The sequence below is a fragment of the Massilia rhizosphaerae genome (assembly GCF_016093545.1).
Lineage (GTDB): Bacteria > Pseudomonadota > Gammaproteobacteria > Burkholderiales > Burkholderiaceae_D > Telluria > Telluria rhizosphaerae.
Genome location: NZ_JADKYX010000003.1, coordinates 391952 through 411714, shown reverse-complemented (window position 1 = coordinate 411714; position 19763 = coordinate 391952). Strand labels below are relative to the sequence as shown.

17 protein-coding genes are annotated in these 19763 nt (G+C 62.5%); 9 read left to right on the top strand and 8 right to left on the bottom strand.

Annotated elements, in window-relative coordinates; translation table 11 throughout:
- Positions 1-7 precede the first annotated feature (7 nt).
- From ISF28_RS07485 to ISF28_RS07450, 8 genes are all read left to right on the top strand, one after another.
- The gene (locus tag ISF28_RS07485; RefSeq protein ID WP_198116529.1) at positions 8-361 is read left to right on the top strand and encodes a DUF4150 domain-containing protein; all 354 of its coding nucleotides are present in this window, start codon (positions 8-10) and stop codon (positions 359-361) included.
- A 3-nt stretch (positions 362-364) separates the two neighbouring features.
- The gene (locus ISF28_RS07480) at positions 365-1483 is read left to right on the top strand and encodes a polymorphic toxin type 15 domain-containing protein (protein ID WP_198116528.1); all 1119 of its coding nucleotides are present in this window, start codon (positions 365-367) and stop codon (positions 1481-1483) included.
- On the top strand, positions 1480-2142 hold the full coding sequence (locus ISF28_RS07475; protein WP_198116527.1) for a GAD-like domain-containing protein: 663 nt from the start codon (positions 1480-1482) through the stop codon (positions 2140-2142). Before ISF28_RS07480 ends, ISF28_RS07475 begins: the two co-directional genes overlap by 4 nt.
- Before the next feature lie 244 nt (positions 2143-2386).
- Complete coding sequence (locus ISF28_RS07470; protein ID WP_198116526.1) at positions 2387-2584, top strand: hypothetical protein; 198 nt, start codon at positions 2387-2389, stop codon at positions 2582-2584.
- Positions 2585-2591: 7 nt separating this feature from the next.
- Positions 2592-3068: a hypothetical protein gene (locus ISF28_RS07465; protein ID WP_198116525.1), complete on the top strand. Its 477-nt coding sequence runs from the start codon at positions 2592-2594 to the stop codon at positions 3066-3068.
- 295 nt (positions 3069-3363) lie between these two features.
- The gene (locus ISF28_RS07460) at positions 3364-4323 is read left to right on the top strand and encodes a DUF4268 domain-containing protein (protein ID WP_198116524.1); all 960 of its coding nucleotides are present in this window, start codon (positions 3364-3366) and stop codon (positions 4321-4323) included.
- A 251-nt stretch (positions 4324-4574) separates the two neighbouring features.
- Positions 4575-4913 (top strand): PAAR domain-containing protein, encoded by a 339-nt coding sequence (locus ISF28_RS07455; protein WP_198116523.1) that lies wholly within the window; start codon positions 4575-4577, stop codon positions 4911-4913.
- Positions 4914-5118: 205 nt separating this feature from the next.
- On the top strand, positions 5119-6162 hold the full coding sequence (locus ISF28_RS07450) for a hypothetical protein (protein WP_198116522.1): 1044 nt from the start codon (positions 5119-5121) through the stop codon (positions 6160-6162).
- Between the two features lie 57 nt (positions 6163-6219).
- Here ISF28_RS07450 and ISF28_RS07445 read toward each other — a convergent pair whose 3' ends face one another.
- Positions 6220-7434, bottom strand: a complete 1215-nt coding sequence (locus tag ISF28_RS07445; RefSeq protein WP_198116521.1) for an MFS transporter — start codon at positions 7432-7434, stop codon at positions 6220-6222.
- Positions 7435-7531: 97 nt separating this feature from the next.
- Between ISF28_RS07445 and ISF28_RS07440 the strand changes: the two genes are divergently transcribed.
- On the top strand, positions 7532-8482 hold the full coding sequence (locus ISF28_RS07440; RefSeq protein ID WP_198116520.1) for a LysR family transcriptional regulator: 951 nt from the start codon (positions 7532-7534) through the stop codon (positions 8480-8482).
- A gap of 14 nt (positions 8483-8496) precedes the next feature.
- Here the strand turns inward: ISF28_RS07440 and ISF28_RS07435 are convergent, their stop codons facing one another.
- The 7 genes from ISF28_RS07435 to nirD form a co-directional block, all read right to left on the bottom strand.
- Positions 8497-8760 (bottom strand): PAAR domain-containing protein, encoded by a 264-nt coding sequence (locus tag ISF28_RS07435; protein WP_198116519.1) that lies wholly within the window; start codon positions 8758-8760, stop codon positions 8497-8499.
- Positions 8761-8772: 12 nt separating this feature from the next.
- On the bottom strand, positions 8773-10248 hold the full coding sequence (locus tag ISF28_RS07430; RefSeq protein WP_198116518.1) for a virulence factor: 1476 nt from the start codon (positions 10246-10248) through the stop codon (positions 8773-8775).
- 18 nt (positions 10249-10266) lie between these two features.
- Positions 10267-12414: a T6SS effector phospholipase Tle3 domain-containing protein gene (locus tag ISF28_RS07425; protein WP_198116517.1), complete on the bottom strand. Its 2148-nt coding sequence runs from the start codon at positions 12412-12414 to the stop codon at positions 10267-10269.
- Between the two features lie 11 nt (positions 12415-12425).
- Entirely contained in the window at positions 12426-15152 is a 2727-nt protein-coding gene (locus ISF28_RS07420; protein ID WP_198116516.1) for a type VI secretion system Vgr family protein, read from the bottom strand.
- A 297-nt stretch (positions 15153-15449) separates the two neighbouring features.
- On the bottom strand, positions 15450-18152 hold the full coding sequence (locus tag ISF28_RS07415; RefSeq protein ID WP_198116515.1) for a nitrate reductase: 2703 nt from the start codon (positions 18150-18152) through the stop codon (positions 15450-15452).
- A 12-nt stretch (positions 18153-18164) separates the two neighbouring features.
- Positions 18165-19391, bottom strand: a complete 1227-nt coding sequence (locus ISF28_RS07410; protein ID WP_198116514.1) for an NAD(P)/FAD-dependent oxidoreductase — start codon at positions 19389-19391, stop codon at positions 18165-18167.
- Entirely contained in the window at positions 19392-19751 is a 360-nt protein-coding gene (gene nirD, locus ISF28_RS07405) for a nitrite reductase small subunit NirD (protein ID WP_198116513.1), read from the bottom strand.
- Positions 19752-19763 lie beyond the last annotated feature (12 nt).

Below are 19763 nucleotides of genomic sequence, written 5' to 3'. Positions count from 1 at the left end.
GGAATCCATGCCAACTGGTGCGCGCAAGAACAGTATCTTCAAGGCGGTCAGCCTCGTTCCCAATGTGTGCAAGACGCCGATGGGGCCGAATATGGTGCCTGTGCCCTATCCCATCATTGCCGACTTGAGCGATAGCGTCGAGGTGGCGAAGTCGGTGAGGTTCAATGGCAACCCTGTCTTTCTGCTCAGCGACAGTGTGGTCACGCACGTGACCGGCAACGAGGCGGGAACGGGCGGTGGCATGAAGTCGGGCGTCAATAAAGGCAAGGTGCGCGCAACACAAAGCGCGAATTCCGTGAGGGCGGAGCAGAAATTTGTGGTGCGCCATGGCGACGAATGCGACATGAATCTGGCGAGTTAAGCCATGAGCACAAAAGGGGTCATCCTAGAACAGGCTGAGCAATCGGTAACGCACATCGAACCGCACGGCGGCGGTGCCAATCCTGCACTTAAACCCGAAACCGAAGCTGAAAAGACCATTTGGCAAAAGTCCAGCCCGTGGGTGCACGGAGCGCTGGGAATTGTCAGCTTTGTTCCCGGCCTGTCGGTCGTGACGGGAGCGGCGGATGCCGCGATCTACGCAGCCGAGGGCGACTTTGTCGAAGCGGGCATCGCGGCAGCAAGCATGATCCCCGGTGGTAAAGTCGTCACGACGGTAGGCAAGGTCGCCAAAGGTGCCGTCGGCATGGCGAAAGGTGCCGGGGCGGCTGCGCGGATCGCCAAGGGCGCACACGAAGCGGACGAAGTTGCAAAAGCCGCGAAGGCGGCCAAGGAAGCGGAAGAAGCCGACCGGGTTGCCCGAGAAGCCAAGGATGCGGAAGAAGCCGCCCGGGTTGCTCGAGAAGCCAAGGAAGCGGAAGAGGCTCGGGAAGCTGCGCCTGGTCCAAGGAAGCCTAAAAAAGAGGTGACGGTCAAGGCCCGCGAGCATAAAGTGCCTTGCTTTCATCCCTTCGACAAGAAGAAGTTCATGCGGATGAGCAAGGACGAGCAAAAGGCGTATTTGAAGGAAATGGCCGCGCAGCTCAAACGCCAAGAAGACGCGATCAACAGCCTTTCGGCTACCGAATACAAAGCCGCGAGAGATGCATTTGCGTCAATGAATCGTAACCCGGCTGCGGATGCCGCACAGGCCGGATTCCGCGAAATTGCTTCATCCAGAATAGCGACGAGTATCCGCGAGAGTCTTCGAAAAGCCGGAATGGGGGCTGCCAAAGCGGATGCTGAGGCCGCGACGCGCGCAAAAGCTGTGATGGAAAAGTTGGCAGCGCTTCACGAGCCCGACATGGTCGCTGGTGGCTGGATGCACCCGAACCCGACAGGTATGGGCCGCGCGGACGTGAACTCGTCGATCGGCGGCAGTTGGAACCAAAATGATAGAGTAGCAGGAATGGATCGCGAAGCGAACAGGGCAATTGGGAACGGTCGCGGGGATCAAAAAATGAATGTTAAATTGGAGCCTTGCCGGGGCAAGGGAATAAGATGAGAGATGAAGATTTTGAATATTTTGTGAGCAAATTTGGTGAAGCGACCAATCAGGTTTCTGTACCGGTCGAAACGATTGAGAAATGGCGCACTAAGCTCCCGGATCAGTTATTAACATACTGGCAAGAAGAAGGTTGGGGCAGCTATGCGAACGGCCTTTTTTGGATTGTCAATCCAGATGACTATGAAGACCTAGTTGATGAATGGCTTGAAGATACATTGCTTGAACAAATAGATGCGTTTCACGTTGTTGGACGGACAGCATTTGGAAATTTATACGTTTGCGGCGAGCACTCAGGCGTAAATATGACAATCAGTGGCCCACTCAACGCAATCTTTGCCTTACCAAAAGACCTAAAACCCAAAAGCAAAGAAGATCAAGACTGGTCAGTTAAGTCATTTATCGGATTAAGTATCAGTGAATGCGATCTAAAGGATGAGTCTGGCACCCCACTCTTTGAGCAGGCACTTGCCAAATTAGGTCCGCTTGCGGCAGATGAAATGTATGGTTTTGAACCAGCCATTGTGCTTGGAGGAAAAATGCGTCTAGAAAATCTTGTAAAGCTCAAGCTAGACGTGCATTTGACCATTCTTCGACAGCTCGCGTCACCGACACTACCGTTTTCAAATACTGACATTGAAAAGCTACTCAAACCATAGCCATAGCGTTATACACATCTTTTTCCGCTCAGCGCCATTTCAGCCCTAGGCTGCGATTTTCGTGACGTTTTGCTTAAAAATTGGGCGAAAAGTGAGACTTCTGTATCAAACGCACCAATTTTGCGCTCGCTTCCGTGCCCGCGACGACCCGGGAAAGTCAGCTTCAAGTCATTGATTTTATTAGTGAAAAAGATGTGTATAACGATATGCCAAAGACCATGGCAAAACCTCAAGTAACGGTCAAATGGCTGGCTCAATCGAATATCGAGAATCACTTGAAGAGTTGATTTCGCAAGGAAAATGGAGGGAGGCAATGGCTATTGAAGTCCGAGATGTAAGAAGAATCGCAAAAGAAGCTGGCGACCCAAGAAAATACAATGAGGCAATACTGGAAATGCTAGAGCATTACAAATGCCTCGAAAAGCATTCTCTTTTAAAGTGATGAAAACATGAATGAAAATGAACCTTTTGACATCCTTCCGTACAGCGGCGCCGGAAAAATTAGCTTCGGGATGACGCCACAAGAAGTTGAGACCATATATGGCCCTGCGGACAGTGTAAGTTTGAATCATCTTAAGCAGCGAGTAGAATTCCGATCATTCATGAATGTTGGCTACTCGACTGGCCCTACCGAAGGCGTATCTCACATTGGCTTCGGACGCCAAATGGAGGGCGTGCAATTTAAAGATGCAAACATATTTCTTGATGATGAAGATCAGGTTCTAAAAAGATTAACATTGGAGGATGGCAATCCATTTTTGTACCTTGGCTTCGTAGTTTTACTGAATCTTGGCATGACACTTGCCGGTTTTCATGATCATGACATTTCACAGAAATCGGTAGCACTATTTCCACGCGGCGCTTGGGACAAAAGACTTCCGAAATTGAAACCATTCTCGCAGAAAACCAACTCCACCCATAATTAAATGCATTCATTGGAAATCGCTCGATAGTGTTTTTAATTCTCGGCATAACTCTTACGGGGATTCACAAGGATTGACGATAGTTCACGAGCAATTACAGCATTCGCTCGAGGCATATGGGATGACATCATCACATCCATGAAGCGATATAGTCCAGGATCAGCGCGGCGTTGCCTGCCTATTATCGCGGTCATCAAATATCGATCCACAACCAAAACCACGACCGGAATAAAAAGCTTGGCGCAGGCGCAATTTTAATGCATCATGCAAATCTGTTATCGGCATTCAAAGGTCAACGATGCAATTAGGATCACTTTCTCGTGTAAACCTGCGTGATGTTTGGACGCACGAAGCTACAGATTTCACTCCTTGGCTTGCAAGTCCGGACAATCTCGCAGTAATGAGTGCTTCAGTTGGGCTTGACCTTGAGTTGGTCAGTCAAGAAGAATTTATTGGTCCCTATCGCGCGGACATTATTTGTAAAGATCGGCTTAGTGGTCAGACTGTTCTCGTGGAGAACCAGCTTGAAAAAACAGATCATCTCCATCTGGGGCAAATCCTAACTTATGCCGCTGGGATTGAAGCTAAGACCGTGATATGGGTGGCCTCTCGTTTTACTGATGAACATCGCGCAGCGATCGACTGGCTAAATGAAATAACGAATGAAGAACATGAGTTTTTCGGTCTAGAGATTGAGCTTTGGCGGATTGGCGATTCCGTCCCTGCTCCGAAATTCAACGTAATTTCGAGTCCGAATGAGTGGAGCCGGAGCGTTAAAGAAGCAGCTTCTTCGAACAAAATTCACGGGCCGCGGCAGGCGCTTTATTTCCGTTATTGGCAAGCATTTCACCAGTATCAGAAAGAACAAAACCCGCCGATCAAGGCACCCAAACCATTTCCGCAGCACTGGCTATCGTTCAGCGCCGGTCGCACAGGCTTCTCCTTTGAAACTATCGTATCATGGGAAGGAAGAATATCAGTTCGGCTTTACGTTGTATGCAACTCTCCTAGTCCAAAAGCAATCTTTCGATACTTTCACACCCGCAAAGACGAGATTGAAGCTGCCGTAGGTCATGCGCTCGAATGGGCGGACCTGCCTGAAAAGAAAGGAATAGGCATTGGTATGATTCGCCATGACTGCGATATCGAAGATGAAACTCGCTGGCCCGAATATATCCAGTGGCAAGCACAATCCTTAAAGAAGCTCGACGGCATTTTCCGACCGATGATTAGATCACTACCAAGCAATGCTCTATAAATATATCAAGCATTCAACCACATAACGTTGCCGGTCGAACGAAATTCGACCACTCAGCGGTATAGGACTTGTCGAGTCCTGTCTCCCGGCGGCCAGCCGCCACGGGCGCCGCGCATACCGCCGGACCACCTCGTGCATCCCGCCGCCGCAGGCGTTGCATGGAACGGCCGCCCGTTGTGACCCATCAAAACAGCATCCCCGCCCCCGGCTAGATTGGCGTTTTCAGCCGACGATGCCAACGAAAGGACGCCATGCTCATCCGATACCTCATCACGGCCGGCGCAAGCACCACGGCCGGCGGCAAGGTCGTGTCGGGCAGTTCGACCCAGACGATCAACGGGGTGCGGGTCGCCTGCGCGGGCGATCCGGTGTCCTGCCCCACATGCCACGCCACCGGGGTGATCGAGCCGGACGGGCCGCGCCTTGGCGACCGGTTCGAGGGCAAGGAAGTGGCGCTCGGCGACGACCTGTGCCGCTGCAGGTGCGACCCGCCACCGCGCCTGGTCGCCAGCCAGACCTTGTTCCGGCAGATCATCGACGCAGGCTGGGCCGCGGCCAACCCCGCGTCCCCGTCGCCCGCTTCGGGATGACGCGCACTGCGTGGCCCGCCCGCGACAATCCGGCCAACCATCCCGCGCGATTCCGTCGAGCCATCTAAGCAAGCTGCGTCGCCTCAAGCCCGACGCCGGTGTATTTCCTACCATTGAACTGCATGCTTCCAGATGAACTTCGTCAATGTCTTGCAGCACTGTCGCGCGAGACATGACTTCCAAATCGACGACCGTGTGGTTTCACATGCCCAACCGATTCCTAACGTTCCTGCTCGTGTCACGCTGGACCAGCGTCATCGTGGCGCTGATGTACCACGTGCGGTTCCTGCTGTTCGTCGACTACGAAGACGTGCACACGAAAACAGGCCTGTCGAAAGCGTTCTACTTCCTGACGGGGCTCGGCCACGAATCGTTCGCCGTGTTCTTCGTCGTCGACGGCATCCTGACGGGACTCATGCTGCAGCGCGGCCCACCCGGCGCGGCCGTCGGCCGGCACGTGGCCGGCCTGTACCGGCTCCTGCTGCCCGGCCTGGTCCTCGGCGCCTTCCTCGACGTGCTGGGCGCACGGTACTTCAACGGTTCCGGCCTGTACACGGCCTACCCGGCATTCAGCACACTGACGCTGAGCTACACCTCGCTGCTGGGGAATCTGCTGATGCTGCAGCCGTTCGTCGTGCCCACGTTCGGCAGCAACGGCATGCTGTACCTGCTGTCCTATTTGTTCTGGTCGCTCGTCCTGCTCGCCCTCGTCTTGCGCGCGAAGCGGCTCGTCCAGGTGCTGTTGCTGGCGGCCGTGGTCCTGCTCGTGCCGTTCCAGTTTCTGGTCTGGGCCGCCATCTGGATGTCGGGCCTCGCGGTCGCCTGGCTCGGCGCCACGCGCGACGCGCGGCCGTCCCTGGCCATAGCCCTCGCCTGCTTCGTGGGTTCCCTGCTGCTGTCGAGGATCGTCGGCGCCGACACGCACGTGCTGCCACCGCCGTTCGGCGCCTGGCTCATCCAGTGCAAATACCTGCTCGTCGGGGCCAGCTTCGCCGTCGCCGCCCTGGCGGTGTATCCGGCACGGGCGTTCTACGGCGGAACGGTCGTGGACCGGACCGGGTCAGCCGCGGCGTTCACCTTTTTCTTCCACTTCCCCGTCATGATGCTGCTCGTCGCGGCGGGGGCGACGCTGCTCGGCCATCCCATCATGCAACAGCCGACGACGACGCGCTACGGCGAATTCGTCGCCGTCGTCGCGGCCTGCGTGGGCACGACGGCGCTCGTGACGCGCGCCGGCGCCGCGCTCTGAAGAGCACGGCGCCAGGCCGCGTTGCGGTGGCCTGGCGCCGTGCGTTCTTGCCACTGCTTATTTTGCCGACGCGGCCCGCATGCGCACCGCCAGCGCGGCCAGGCTCGCACCGACGGCCAGGGCCACTACGCCGTTCCAGCCCCATGCAGCCAGCGCCTGGGCGCCGAGGGCGCCGCCGGCCGCCATGCCGACGAACATCGTGGTCATCAGGACCGCGTTCAGGCGGCTGCGGGCTTCCGGCGCGATGCCGTAGACGATGGTCTGGTGGGCGATCAGGGTCGCCTGCACGCCCAGGTCGAAACCGACGGTGGCCAGGGCCAGCAGCACCAGCTGCGCCTGCGTCGACAGGTGCGGCATGGCAAACATGGCGGCGAACGAGGCGACGGACAAGGCGGCGCCGAGGCGGGTCACCCATTGCGGACCGCGGCGGTCGGCCAGGCGGCCGGCGAACGGGGCGGCCAGCGCGCCGACGGCACCGGCCAGGCCGAACGAGCCGGCGGCGGCCGAACCGAGGTGGAACGGGGCGCCATGCAGCATCACGGCCAGCGTGGACCAGAACGCCGAGAAGCCGACCGCCAGCAGGCCCTGGGCCGTCGCGGCGAGGCGCAGGGCGCGGTGCTGTTTCCACAGCGCGGCCAGCGACGCCAGCAGGGCTGGATAGGTGACGGTGCTCGTCGGCTTGAAGCGCGGCAGCCAGCGGGCCAGGACGGCGGCCGTCAGGGCGGCGATGCCCGCGGCGCCGACGAACACGGCGCGCCAGCCGAACGCCTCTGCCACGACACCGCCGACGACGCGCGACAGCAGGATGCCCAGCAGGAGCCCCGTCATCACGGTGCCGACGATGCGGCCGCGGTGCTCGGCCGGGGCCAGCGTGGCGGCGGCCGGGACGATGTCCTGGGTGACGGTGGCCAGCAGGCCGACGGCGAGACTCGCGCCCAGCAGCACGGCCAGGTTCGGCGCGACCCCGATGGCCAGCAGCGCGGCGGCCAGCAGCAGCGATTTCACGACGATGATCGTGCGGCGGTCGAAGCGGTCGCCCAGCGGCGCCAGGAACAGCAGGCCGAGGGCGTAGCCGAATTGCGTCAAGGTCGGAATCCAGCCGACGGCCCGGTTGCTGGCGTCGAGCTCGGCGGCCAGGATGCCCAGCGTGGGCTGGCTGTAGTAGAGGGCGGCGACGGACAGGCCGGTGCTGGCGGCCAGCAGGAAGATCAGCGGCGAGGTCAGTCGCGTGTGCGCCGGTGCGGCGGCCGGGGCGGTGTGTGCGATGCTCATGGTGGTGACTCCGGTGAGTGATGTTGCATCGCATTATGGAGATGGCGGAAACGCGCGTGTAGCAGCGGCGGGCGTCGAACTGTTATACGATACACGTATGAGCACAGACTTTTCGATTATCAATCCATCTGCCGACCGTATGATGCTGGTCGAAACCTTCGTGCGCATCGTGGACGCCGGCAGCCTGTCCGCCGCCGCGCGGGCGCTCGCGACGACGCAGCCGACGATCAGCCGGCGCCTGAAAGCTCTGGAGAAATCGCTGGGCGTGCGCCTGCTGCAGCGGTCCACGCACGCGATGAAGCTGACGGACGACGGCATGCGCTGCTATGCCCGGGCAAAAGAACTCATCGCGGGCTGGCAGGAATTCGAGAGCGAGATCCGGGGCGCGGTGGACGAGCCGGTCGGCATGCTGCGCGTCGTCGCGCCGCACGCGTTCGGCCAGCAGCAGCTGGTGACGCCGCTGGCCGCGTACCTGGCGCGCTATCCGCGCATGACGGTGGACTGGACCCTGCACGACCGCACGCCCGACTTCATCGGCGAAGGCATCGATTGCGCGATCCGCGTGGGAGACATTACGGATCCGTCCGTGGTGGCGATCCGGCTGGGCGACGTGCCGCGCATCGTCGTCGCCGCGCCGGCCCTGCTCGACGGCGGCGCCCTGCCCGCGCATCCGGACGAACTGGCGCGCCTGCCCTGGGTCGCCGTCAGCCATTTCTATCGCGACGAGGTGACGCTGACCCATGCGCAGCGCGGCGAGACCGCGCGCCTCGATATCCGGCCGCGCCTGTACACGGACAATCTATATGCGATGCGCAATGCCGTCGTGCTGGGCGTGGGCGCGGCGATCGGGTCGCGCTGGGCGCTGCGGGAAGAACTGGAAGCGGGCCGCGTCGTGCAGCTGGTGCCGGAATGGCAGGCGGCGCCGCTGCCGATCTGGCTGATCTATCCTCCAGCGCGCTTTTATCCGGCGCGGCTGCGCCGTTTCATCGACATCATGCGCGTGGCGGTGCCGCAAGCCTTCGGCATCGTCGCGCCGCCGGAGCGCTGATCGAGGAACGACGCTCAACCACGACCGCTCGCGCCCACGGTCGAGATCAACTTGGCCCCACAACTGGTCGCATGGCCTTCGAACGCGACCGGCACGCCATCGATCAACACGTGCGGATCGCCCTCCGCGATCACGCAGTTGTCGTGGCCGCGGATCGGGCACAGGCAGCGGTCGCCCTTGCGCGCCACGGCGATCCCCAGCACCTTGCTGTTGGAAGATGCCGTGATGACCTTGCCGCCGTGCGTGGTCGGGTCGTTCAGGCGGATCACTTTGCGCATGCGGGCCTCGTGTCAGCGGGAATAGCCTTGCTCGATATCTTTGACGTCATGACGGATGCCCCACCAGGCCAGATGAGCCGCGTTCTCGCCCCGGGCACGGAACCATGGCTCGTCGGGCCGGATCGGCCGAACGACGGCCGGCGGCACCACGACGGTCGCGATCGGCTGGGCCTCGTCCGTCGTGCCAGCGACGAGCACGGTCTTGCCGATGTGGTTGGCGTAGGCGATGCCCAGCGCGACGTTCGTCAGCGCCGTGCCCGCGCCCATCTCGCCCAGCAGCTCGGGCGTGTTGAACGCGTGCTTCGTGAAATCCAGTTCCGGCATCTCCTCGGTCACCGTCCGCGCGAGCGCCGCGATACGGTCGGACATCGTCGGCTTGTTGTTGCTGGCGTCGTGGATGACGTAGCCGACGTCAGTCGTCTGCTTGCCGGCGTTGTGCGCCGCTTTCTCGACCGCCGCCTTCCAGGCCTGGATGACGCGCGGCGGCTTGTCCTTGGCGCTGTCGAAGTCCGACACCTTGGCGCTGGCCGGATAGCCGAGCCAGGCCAGCGGCGCGCGTTCCGTCTTGTAGTTGGGGCCTGCCAGGATCAGTTGCACCATGTTTTCGTTGATCTGGCGGTCTTTCGGACGGCTCGGGGCGTCCCAGTTCATGACCCAGACCGTTTCGTTCGGATGGGCTTGCAGGTAGTCCAGCGCGGCGGACAGCGACGTGAAGCCGGCGTTCGCGCCGCCCATGGTGATGCGCACGTCGGGGGGAGTACTGCGGGTCCAAGCATTCGGGAACGATTTGCTCCCGATGCTGAAAGTATTGATCAGGATATCTCGCAGATAATTTCCTGATTCGACGGGATCGAGCTTGTCCTTGGGAATGGCATATTCAATATGGATTCCTGCCAGCTCTCTCCATGTCGACTTATCTTCTCTGGAATGTGCATTATAAAAATAATTCGAATCCATGAAGTAGATATCGTGGTATGCGTATATCAATTCCTCAATATATTTATGATGGTATCCCTTAAAGGTTTCTTTACCATCGTTCCCGACAGCAATCGAACCGATAGCCTGCAACTTGCCATATTTCTCAGGCTTAGCGCGAACCATATCGTCATTCTTGTTTGGTCCCACTATACCGAGTGTCCACAGCAGCTGCCATTCAGTGGGATAGTCCCGGCGCTGCAACGGATTCAGCCACTGCAATCCCACCACCTGAGCCATGAATGGTCGCGCCTTCTGCGTGGTCTCCACGGGTTTCGCGACCGCCTCGGCGCGTGCGGGACGTGAGGAAAAAACGGTCATAACGCCAAGAGTGATCGCGGCAAACGTCGCAGGGAGCGCAAACAATCTGGTAAAAATTTGGGCACTGGTGGAAGAGCGCGTAGCGTCTGGATCGGCACGCCACATCATCCAGAGCGACACGAACAATGCTAGCGCGAAGACAAAAGTGCCGCATGCGACACGACGGATCGATGTGCTGGTAAGACTACGCATGTATCGCTTTCTCAATAATCAAAGACCGAGCATGTTTCGCTCGTCGACAATCTTATTGGGCATTCTCCCCTCGGGATCGTTTTTCGCCCAGTCGTAGACAACATTTCCTTTGAATTTTCCAATTTTTAAGTATTCGATGAATTCCTTGAAGATATTCCCGTCATCTAAACCGCTTAAATATCGCCAATCTGCCATTTGCCGAAATACTCGCATATCGTCGCTTTTTATATGACACACCCCAACCGGAATGTCATACGCCAACGCCATCCTGGCATGATCCGGATTCGTCATGATCGACGAGTGATCGGTAGCCGGCGCCTTGACATTCTCGGCCAGCGTTTCTTTGATCTTTTTCGCACGCCAGGCCTTGTAATCATCGCTGGCGCGGTCGGGATTATCCTCCTCGGTGACGAATTCCGATTCCCGATACGATCCCTTGCTCTTGTCCGAGTCTATGTACAAGTCTTCGCGCCTTGCCCTCATCCGCAGCAGGGCGTGATGCTCGTAGCGCAGGGCTGCCTCGGTTTCCTTGTTCCCCTCGGCAGCCCCTCCTTTTTCGGTATTGTAGGGATCGTCGTCGTCACGCACGCGCTCCCTGTCACGACTGGCGCCGGGCGCATCCGTTCCTTCGTCAAATACATCGTCGATTTTCCCAAAACGTTTCGACTTCGGCTCGAACGGTTCCGGTAACTTCGGGGCCTCCAGCGGCGTTTCCCAATCGTCGTCCGGGAGCGCGTTGATGCGGATATCGATGACAGCCGTGACCAGGTAAAAGATCGGCGCCGTGAAGACAGTCGCCACCTTGGCAATCCAGTTCTTGTTCGCGTCCAAGCCTTTCTTGATCGCGTACTTCGCCCGCGGCGATTCGGGATACCAGAAATGCCGACTGCCGGGTTTCAATCCGACGCCATGATGATTCTTCCAGAAATGGTAGGTCTTGACGTTTTCTTTCCCTACAGTAAATTTTTCGGCGAATACGCGCTGGCAGAACACACCGTGAGCTCCTGTCGCATCGATTTCTTTCTGGCTCATCCCGCGCCAGCCGATACCCTGGACCGGACTGGCTGAAATGACTTGGTCGTGAGGATTGAAGTACAAGGTAACCCGGCCATGGTTCGTCTTGTTCGGACCGTACCCCCACTGCTCGCGATCCGCTTTTGCCGTGAATTCGTGCGCCTCGTTCTTCATGAACTCATCGATCTTTTCCGGCGCTTGCGCTTTTGCCGCCTGTTTCCCGATAATTTCGAAGAAGTTCTTCAAGGTGGTGCTGCGCGCCTTGAAGGTCTGCCGGCCCCAGTGCAATTCCCCGGCCGCCATCTCGGTGCCCGACCATGCCTCGACGATGTTCTTCTGCACCAGACTGTACGGCGGATTGCACAGTACGTAGCTGTCGGCCACGCAGCGGCCTAGCTTTCCGGCGCCGTCCTTGACCTCACCGAGCCGATCGCCGAGAAACGCAGCCGCCAGGCTGACCATATTGCCCTGGCTGTGACACACGATGGTGATAGGCACGTCCGCCTGCTTTTCCCGGATTGCCTTGACCAGCTTCGCAAGCCGCAATGCAGCCAGCACGTAATACGGACGTGGCGGACAAGCATATACCATGCGGTCGTTAGTGGGGTTCAGGTGCTGCGCGTGCAGCCAAAGGAAAAGCTGATCGTTCAGGCCTTGGCCCCACAAATCCGGCAGCGACGTGCAGCCGTTGGCGAAGGGCCCGCCGCCCCAATAATTCTGCTCGTTCAGGTAAATGCCGTCGCCATAGGTCTGCAAATCGTCGGCGCTCGCTTTGTAGCCCCAGCGGAACTGGATGACGGGTGAGAAGTGGGCATCCGGCGCGATGAACGTATCCGGCTGTTTGTCCGGATTCAGGTATCCGTCGGCCGTCAGATCGTCCAGGTATGCGACCGGCTTCAACTGCCCGCCTTCCGTGTTTGCGTGCACGATCTGCCAATCCTGCCGCGCGAGGCGCTTGTTCAAGCCGTCGCACAAGCCACGCTCCGCCGCCTGGAACCACTCCCCATCCGAATTCACCCCGTGCACGAAGATCACGATCCCCGGCAGCGGCAATTGCATCACCACGTCCAGGTAACTCTCATTCAGCAGCGTGCTGCCGCTGCCGTCGCCCACCGTGATTACGGTCGGGCCGTCCATTGTCATGCCTTCCATGCCGCTCCCGCTTACTTCAACAGTTTTTTGAACGTCACCTTGAGTTGCTCCAGCCGGTCGCCCTTGATCTTCGGGCCCTCGCCGGCCGCATTGGTTTGTCCGGTGAGCGCATCGGCGCCGTCGCGCTCGATGTGCACCTGCATGCCCTCGACCGGCTTGCCGTCGGTGGCGCGGACCAGCCGCGGCGTGCGCTCGAACGTCCCCGCATCGAACGTCGGGATCTCGGTCTTCCCGCTCGCCGGCCCGTTCCAGTGATGCTCCGCCGTCTTGACGGTCAAATTCCCCGGTCCGCCGATCTCGACGTCGCCGCCTTTCAGCTTCAGGTAAGCGCCGCCGCTGACGATGAACGTCATCTCGTCCTGGGCCATCGCGATCATCCGTTTGGCCGCCGTGACCTTGATGTCCTTCGCGGAGACCAGCTTCATGTCGTCGTGCTGGCTCTGCATCGTGAAGTCGCCGTTGTGCGCGATCTGCGTGATGCCGTCGCTGTGCGAAAACAGCGAGATGCCCTTGCCGGCGTTGACGTTGAAGCGCTTGCCGCTGGCCAGCTGCATGTGCTGTTGCGCGACCGTGTCCAGGTTGACGCCGGCGTAGCTGACGATCGTCTTCGGCGTGCTGAACGCGATGCCGGCCGGGCCGGTCAGGCTCACGGTCGGCTTGGCGTCGCCCGCCACGTCGGCGCCGCGCGCGCCCGGCGCGGCTTCGAGGTCGGCCTTGAGCGCGTCCTGCGGCGCCGGGTCGACCGGCAGGCCCTGGTGCTGGGCGGCGTAGTCGCCCAGTGTCTTGAACAGGTCCAGGCAGTCCTGCATCAGCGCGAGATGTTCGTTGCCGCTCAGTTGCGTCCCGGCGGCGTCCAGGCGTTTCCAGGCCGAGATCAAGAGCGACTTGGCCGTGCGGATCGCGCCGCTGTCGTCCGTGCGCAGTTCGAAGCCCTGGCCGCGCGGGTCGGCGCGGCCGTCCTGGCGCGGGTGCGTCAGGTAGCCGAGGTTCAGCTGGCTGCGCGCGTGCACGCTTTCCAGCTGGGTGCTGATCTCGCCCGGCGTGTCGTCCAGGCGCAGCTGGTTGTAGCGCTGCGACTTGCCTTCGCGGCTGACGATGCCGGACAGGTAACGGTCGCCCGGCAGGCGGCTCGTGCGGCTGAACGACGGCGGCGGCGTCCTGCCGCCGTGCGCGCGGCCGATGATCAAGGGCTTGTCCGGATCGCCGCCGACGAAGGCGCACAGCACCTGGTGGCCCACGCGCGGCAGCGAGATCGTGCCGTACTGGTCGCCCGCCCAGGGGTTCGCCACCTGGACCCAGGCCGAGTCGCGGTCGCTGCCGGACGCGCCCGCGCCCTGCGCGTGCGCGTGGTCGTCCTCGCGGCAGCCGGGAAAGCGCACCTTGACGCGGCCGAGATGGTCGCAATGGATCTCTTCGTTCACCGGCCCGACCACGGTGACGTATTGCAGCTCCGTGCGCGGCAGGTCCACGCGCGGGTCGTAGGCCGGCACGATCGGCACACCGCGCCGCACGCAGCTGAACCGGTTGGTGTAGCGCACGCCGCGTTCCGCGCTCGCCTGCGCCAGCGCCGCGCTGTCCTCGCGCCAGCGGTTCAGCGAGAACAGGCGGCGCGCCTGCTCGTCGAGCGTCTTGGGCAGGTTGTTCTCGGCCTCCACGCGCAGCTCCGTGACGACGAAGTCGCGCCCGCCCTCGGGATGCTGGTCCAGCTCCGGATGGCCGACGACGGTGTTCCACTGGCCGACGCACATATTGCGCTCGCTGCCTTCGCCCTGGAAGGTCTTGGCCTCGTACTCGTGGCGCTGGATGCGCGCCACGCCGAGGCTGCGGTAGTCGGCATCGTCCTCGCCCAGGTGCGGCGCGTCGACGAGGTAGTCGTCCAGGCTCGCGGCGAAGCGGTTGCCCAATTCGCCCTGGTCGTTCATCCCGTTTTCCTGCGTCGTCATGGCGCCGGACGTGGCGTAGTCCCAGCTCTGGCGGCCGATCCTGCCGGGCGTCAGCGTGCGCACGGCGTGCCAGGCCGTGATGACGTCGCGGCGTTCGGTCGCATCGTCGCGGTGGAAGCGCACGTCGCCGCCGGCGTTCCGCTTGAGCGACATGACGTCGTCGAACAGCACCAGCGTGTGCAGCGGCGTTTCGTCGCTGCCACGTTCGCTCGCCGCGCCGGGCTGGATGAACCACGAAATGCCGCGCCGCTTCCACAGGCGGCGCAGGAACGCGCCCGTCGACTCGTTGTACTGCATCGTGAATTCGCGCTGCGGATACGACTTCAGGCTGCCGAGGTCATAGGCGAACGCGCGTGCCGCCACCGGATTCGCCTGGCGGAATTCCTTGAGCAGGATGTCCGTGATGTCGACCTCGCTGGCGTTGCGGAACACGCGCGTGTTGCTGGTCTTGTCGAGGAAGGCGAAGGCGTCGCGCACGATCAGCTGGTAGGTGGCCAGTCCGCCATCGCTCTGCCCTTCGGCCGCCGCGGCGACGATGCCGCACACGGCGCGCAGGCCGCCGCTGTCGGTGACGAACTGCAGTTCCACCGGGTTGGCGATGAACTGCTTCAGTTCGAGGCCGGCTTGCGTGGCCACGCACAGCAGCGAATATTCGATGCCGCCGCAGACGGCCTCGACACCGCTGACGTGTTTGACGAGTAATTGATCGTCGCGTAGGCCGTCAGCGCCGGAGATGCGCAGGCGGATGGGACGATTGGCATCGGTCAGGTTGAACGGAGCGCTGGTAATGGACATGGCAGGGACTGGCGGGGCCGGAACCTGGCAATGATAATGAAAATTTGTAACGTTTTTCTCACGAATTATTTCATCCGGCTGACATTTCACCGCCAATCAGGGAAACGCATGCCACCTGGAAGTCTTTGTTTTTTATGAGAAATAAATTTTCTCTCGAAAAAAGCATGAAACAACGCAGGACGGCGCTGCCGAAATGTGAATTCGAGGAATCGTTGGTGAGGGGGGATGGGATCTGGACGGTATGCGCTCGCGGCGCCGCGGCCTTCGGCGTCGTGACGCCGAAGGCCCGCCTGAGCGTTATGCTTCCGCCGCCTGGGCCTGCGCCTCGGCCAGCAGCGAACGGATCTCGGGGATGCAGGAGCCGCAATTGCCGCCCGCCTTCGTGCACGCCGTGACGGCGGACGCGTCGCACAGATTGTTCTGGCGGATCGCGATCTCGATCGTCTTGCGGCCCACGCCGAAGCACGAGCACACGGTCGGTCCCGCGTCGAAGCCCTGCTCTTTCGCGCGGCCGGCCAGCAGGCCGATGCGGTCGGCCGGCTCCAGCCGCCCCTTGTCGAACATGCTCGCGAGCCAGGCGCGGGCCGGCAGGTCGGCGCGCTGGGCGACGAACAGGCAGGCTTCGATGCGGCCGTCGACGAGGTGCACGGCGCGGTGCACGCCGCCGTTCTTGTCCTCGACCTCGATCCAGTCCGCGTCCTCGTCGTGCACGTTCAACAGGCGCCGGGTCCACGCGGGGGCGTCGGCGAACGGCTTGCGGCCAGCCAGTTCGTAGCGGACGAAGTCCTTGCCCTGGATGCGCGTCCAGTTGGCCGCCTCGCGCAGCGGCAGCTCCGTGCGCGACAGGATGAAACCGTACCACGTGACGCCGAACGGTTCGATCCGCACCGGCGTGTGCTTGAATTCCGGCTCGCCCGACACCGGGTCGACGGCCGGGTTGACGACGGTGCCCACGCGCGCATCCGACGCCGTCTGGCCGCTCCAGTGGATCGGCATGAACACGCTGCCGCGCGCGATGCCGCCGCCGTGCTGCACGCGCGCCACGACGGCGCCCCAGTCGCTCGTCACGCGCGCGAGTTCCCCCGCCTTCACGCCGCACAGCAGCGCATCCTGCGGGTGCATGTCGATGAACGGTTCCGGGATGTGCTCGGCCAGTTTCTGCGAGCGGCCCGTGCGCGTCATCGTGTGCCACTGGTCGCGCACGCGGCCCGTGTTCAGCACGAGCGGATACTCGCCGCCGGGCAGGTTGGCGGGCGCGCGCGGCACCGTCGGCACGAAGCGCGCGCGGCCGTCGCCGTGGGCGAAGCGGCCGTCGCCGAACAGGCGCGCCGTCCGTTCTCCCGGCGTGCGCACCGGCCATTGGACGGGATCGAGCGCATCGTAGTCGGCGCGCGTCATGCCGGACAGGGCTTTGACATCGAACACTCGCCGGCGCTGGCCCTCGGTGCCATTTTTCCACCCCGACAGGCGCGCATGCTCGTCGAAGATCTGGTGCGGCGACGTGAAATCGAATCCTGCGTAACCCATGCGGCGCGCGACGTCGCACACGATGTCCCAGTCGGCGCGCGCGCTGCCCGGCGCGGACAGGAAGGCGCGCTGGCGCGAGATGCAGCGCTCGGAATTGGTGACCGTGCCGTCCTTCTCGCCCCAGCCGAGGGCCGGCAGCAGCACGTGGGCCGCCTCGTTCGTGTCGGTGCCGAGCACGATGTCGGACGCCACGACCAACTCGCATTTCTCGAGCGCGCGGCGGGCCTGGTCGGCATCGGGCAGGCTGACGAGCGGATTCGTCGCCATGATCCACACGGCCTTGACCTTGCCTTCCTCGATGGCGCGGAACAGGTCGACGGCCTTCAGGCCCGGCTTGTCTGCCATGCGCGGCGAGCCCCAGAATTCCTGCAGCGCGGCGCGCTGCGCGGCATCGTCGAGATCCATGTGCGCGGCCAGCATGTTCGCGAGACCGCCCACTTCGCGCCCGCCCATCGCGTTCGGCTGGCCCGTCAGCGAGAACGGCCCCATGCCGGGACGGCCGATGCGGCCCGTGATCAGGTGGCAGTTGATGATCGCATTGACCTTGTCGGCGCCGCTCGTCGACTGGTTCACACCCATCGTGAAGGCCGTCACGACCTTCTCGGTGTTCGCGAACAGGTCGTAGAAGCGCTCGAGATCGCGCGGATCGATGCGGCAGGTACGTGCGACGTCGGCCAGCGTGCCGGCCTTGGCGGCGGCGTCCAGCGCATCCGCCAGGCCCGTCGTGTGCGCGTCGACGAACGCCTCGTCGGCCGCATGCACGGCCAGGTGGCCGAACAGGCAGTCGAACAGCCACACGTCCGTGCCCGGCTTGACGGGCAGGTGCAGGTCGGCGATGTCGCAGGTCGCCGTGCGGCGCGGGTCGATGACGACGACCTTCAGTTCCGGCCGCTCCTGCTTCGCGCGCGCGATGCGCTGGTACAGGGTCGGATGGCACCACGCGGCGTTCGAGCCGACGAGCACGACCAGGTCGGCCTGCTCGAAGTCCTCGTAGCAGCCCGGCACGACGTCCTCGCCGAACGCACGCTTGTGGCCGGCCACGGCCGACGACATGCACAGGCGCGAATTGGTGTCGATGTTCGCGCTGCCCACATAGCCCTTCATGAACTTGTTGGCGACGTAGTAATCCTCGGTGAGCAACTGGCCCGACACGTACAGCGCGACGGCGTCCGGGCCATGCTCGGCGATGACGCGCGCGAAGCCCTGCGCGACCTTGTCCAGCGCCTCGTCCCACGACGCCTCGCGCAAGCCGCCCTCTTCCCTCAGCATCGGCGCGAGCAGCCGGCCGCGGTTGCCGAGCGTCTCGCCCAGCGCGGAACCTTTCACGCACAGGCGGCCCTGGCTGGCCGGGTGCGCCGCGTCGCCCGCGATCGCGATTGCGCCGTCCTGCCCGACCTGGGCATTGACGCCGCAGCCGACGCCGCAATATGGGCAGGTCGTACGGACGGTGGTGGGGATGGCAGACAACTTCATGAAAACTCCTCGTCAGGCCGCCTGCGCGTGGTCTGCGTGCGCGCGGCCGAACAGCAACTGGTCGCGGAAGGGCGAGATGTCCGTCCGCTGTTGAATCAGATCGAAGTACCAGGGACCGTCCGCGACGTCCCCGTACAGTACGGCGCCCGTCAGGCGGTTGCCCGCGACGACGAGGCGTTTATAGATGCCGCCGCGGCGGTCGCGCAGCACGAGATCTTCGCTGCCCTCGCCGCCGACGATGTCGCCGGCCGAGTACAGGTCCACGCCCGTCACCTTGAGCTTCGTCGCGGTGGCCTGCTGCACGTAACGGCGGTGGCCCGCGCCCGCCAGGTGGGCGGCGCAAACGCGCGCCTGGTCCCAGATCGGCGCGACGAGGCCGAACGTGGCGCGGCGGTGCTGCACGCATTCGCCGACGGCGTACACGCGCGGGTCGTAGGTCTGCAGCGTGTCGTCGACGACGATGGCGCGCTCGCAGTGCAGGCCCGCCTCCTTCGCCAGTTCGACGTTCGGACGCACGCCGGCCGCCATCACGACGAGGTCGGCGTCCACGGTCTCGCCATCCTCGAAGCGCACGGACGACACACGATCATCGCCGTCGATGGCGGCGGTCTGGCGGTTCAGCAGGATGCGCAGGCCGCGCTGCTCCAGGCTGGCGCGCAGCAGTTCCGCGGCCGGCGGGTCGAGCTGCTGGTTCATCAGGCTGCCCATCACGTGCACGACGGTCACCGTCATGCCGCGGCGCAGCAGGCCGTTCGCGGCTTCCAGGCCGAGCAGGCCGCCGCCGATGACGACGGCCTTGCCGCCCGCGCGCGCGGCCGCGAGCATCGTGTCGACGTCGCTGATGTCGCGGAAACCGATCACGCCCGGCAGCTGGTGCCCCGGCACCGGCACGATGAACGGCTTCGAACCGGTCGCGATCAGGAGGCGGTCGTACGGCACGGCGAGGCCGGAAGCGGCGTGCACGACGCGCTTCTTGCGGTCGATGCGCACGACCGGGTCGCCCGCGTGCAGGGTGATGCCGTTGGCGTCGTACCACTCACGCGTGTTGAGCATGATGTCGTCGACGGTCTTCTCGCCCGCCAGCACGGGCGACAGCAGGATGCGGTTGTAATTCCCGTGCGGCTCCGCGCCGAACACGGTGATGCGGTACATGTCGGGCGCGAGCTTCAGGAGCTCCTCGACCGTGCGCATGCCCGCCATGCCGTTGCCGATGACGACCAGGCGCGGATGGGATTTCATTTACGCCCCCACCATGACCTTGCCGTCCTCGACGCGCACCGGGTAGCTGGACACCGAGTGATGCGGCGCTTCCAGGCATTCGCCGGTCTGCAGGTCGAAGTGCTGCTTGTAGATCGGCGACGCCACGACGATGCGCTCGCCCAGGCTGCCGACCAGGCCGCGCGACAGCACGGCGGCGTCCGAGTTCGGGTCGTAGTTATCGATGGCGAACAGGCGCGGGGACTCGGCCCCGACGCGGAACACCGCCACCTGGCGGCCGTTCAGCAGGGCGGCGACGCCCGTGTCCGGGACGATCTGGTCGAGCGAGCAGACGGCGTTCCACTGATTGAGCTCATTTTTTACATCTTTGTCACGGGGCATGGTGGGTCTCCT

Bases quoted from the DNA above. Each gene is read 5' to 3' on its own strand.
- ISF28_RS07485 (WP_198116529.1), top strand. From the start codon at position 8: ATGCCAACTGGTGCGCGCAAGAACAGTATCTTCAAGGCGGTCAGCCTC.
- ISF28_RS07480 (WP_198116528.1), top strand. From the start codon at position 365: ATGAGCACAAAAGGGGTCATCCTAGAACAGGCTGAGCAATCGGTAACG.
- ISF28_RS07475 (WP_198116527.1), top strand. From the start codon at position 1,480: ATGAGAGATGAAGATTTTGAATATTTTGTGAGCAAATTTGGTGAAGCG.
- ISF28_RS07470 (WP_198116526.1), top strand. From the start codon at position 2,387: ATGGCTGGCTCAATCGAATATCGAGAATCACTTGAAGAGTTGATTTCG.
- ISF28_RS07465 (WP_198116525.1), top strand. From the start codon at position 2,592: ATGAATGAAAATGAACCTTTTGACATCCTTCCGTACAGCGGCGCCGGA.
- ISF28_RS07460 (WP_198116524.1), top strand. From the start codon at position 3,364: ATGCAATTAGGATCACTTTCTCGTGTAAACCTGCGTGATGTTTGGACG.
- ISF28_RS07455 (WP_198116523.1), top strand. From the start codon at position 4,575: ATGCTCATCCGATACCTCATCACGGCCGGCGCAAGCACCACGGCCGGC.
- ISF28_RS07450 (WP_198116522.1), top strand. From the start codon at position 5,119: ATGCCCAACCGATTCCTAACGTTCCTGCTCGTGTCACGCTGGACCAGC.
- ISF28_RS07445 (WP_198116521.1), bottom strand. From the start codon at position 7,434: ATGAGCATCGCACACACCGCCCCGGCCGCCGCACCGGCGCACACGCGA.
- ISF28_RS07440 (WP_198116520.1), top strand. From the start codon at position 7,532: ATGAGCACAGACTTTTCGATTATCAATCCATCTGCCGACCGTATGATG.
- ISF28_RS07435 (WP_198116519.1), bottom strand. From the start codon at position 8,760: ATGCGCAAAGTGATCCGCCTGAACGACCCGACCACGCACGGCGGCAAG.
- ISF28_RS07430 (WP_198116518.1), bottom strand. From the start codon at position 10,248: ATGCGTAGTCTTACCAGCACATCGATCCGTCGTGTCGCATGCGGCACT.
- ISF28_RS07425 (WP_198116517.1), bottom strand. From the start codon at position 12,414: ATGGAAGGCATGACAATGGACGGCCCGACCGTAATCACGGTGGGCGAC.
- ISF28_RS07420 (WP_198116516.1), bottom strand. From the start codon at position 15,152: ATGTCCATTACCAGCGCTCCGTTCAACCTGACCGATGCCAATCGTCCC.
- ISF28_RS07415 (WP_198116515.1), bottom strand. From the start codon at position 18,152: ATGAAGTTGTCTGCCATCCCCACCACCGTCCGTACGACCTGCCCATAT.
- ISF28_RS07410 (WP_198116514.1), bottom strand. From the start codon at position 19,391: ATGAAATCCCATCCGCGCCTGGTCGTCATCGGCAACGGCATGGCGGGC.
- nirD (WP_198116513.1), bottom strand. From the start codon at position 19,751: ATGCCCCGTGACAAAGATGTAAAAAATGAGCTCAATCAGTGGAACGCC.